General features: G+C 71.2%; 1 protein-coding gene. It reads left to right on the plus strand.

Translation table 11 applies throughout. From position 1 onward, the window contains the following. Nucleotides 1-869: sulfate adenylyltransferase subunit CysD (cysD, locus tag V7793_RS37945; protein ID WP_336014312.1), on the plus strand; the 869-nt coding region annotated here is incomplete at both ends.

Genomic DNA, 869 nt, shown 5'->3' on the forward strand with positions numbered 1-869 from the left:
CACCTGGAGGTGCTGGAGTCGGAGGCGGTGCACGTCTTCCGTGAGGTGGCGGGGGAGTTCGAGCGGCCGGTGCTGCTGTTCTCCGGTGGCAAGGACTCCATCGTCATGCTGCACCTGGCGCTGAAGGCCTTCGCCCCGGCGCCGCTGCCCTTCGCGCTGCTGCACGTGGACACCGGGCACAACTTCCCCGAGGTCCTCGCCCACCGCGACCGCACCGTCGCCGAGCACGGACTGCGCCTGCACGTCGCCTCCGTCCAGGAGGCCATCGACACCGGGCGGGTCCGCGAGCGCCCCGACGGCACCCGCAACCCCCTGCAGACCGTCCCCCTCCTCGATGCCATCGCCCGCCACCGCTTCGACGCCGTCTTCGGCGGCGGCCGCCGCGACGAGGAGAAGGCCCGCGCCAAGGAACGCGTCTTCTCCCTGCGCGACGAGTTCGGCGGCTGGGACCCCCGCCGCCAGCGCCCCGAACTGTGGGACCTCTACAACGGCCGCCACGCCCCCGGCGAACACGTCCGCGTCTTCCCCCTGTCCAACTTCACCGAACTCGACGTCTGGCAGTACATCGCCCGCGAGAAGATCGAACTGCCCGCGATCTACTTCGCCCACGAACGCGAGGTCTTCGCCCGCAACGGCATGTGGCTCGCCCCCGGCACCTGGGGCGGCCCCCGCGACGGCGAGGACACACAGATACGCACCGTGCGCTACCGCACCGTCGGCGACATGTCCTGCACCGGCGCCGTCGACTCCCACGCCGCCACCATCGAGGAGGTCATCACCGAGATCACCGCCTCCCGCCTCACCGAACGCGGCGCCACCCGAGCCGACGACAGACTCTCCGAAGCCGCCATGGAGGACCGCAAACGCGA

Source organism: Streptomyces sp. KLMMK, assembly GCF_036961605.1.
Classification (GTDB): domain Bacteria; phylum Actinomycetota; class Actinomycetes; order Streptomycetales; family Streptomycetaceae; genus Streptomyces; species Streptomyces telluris.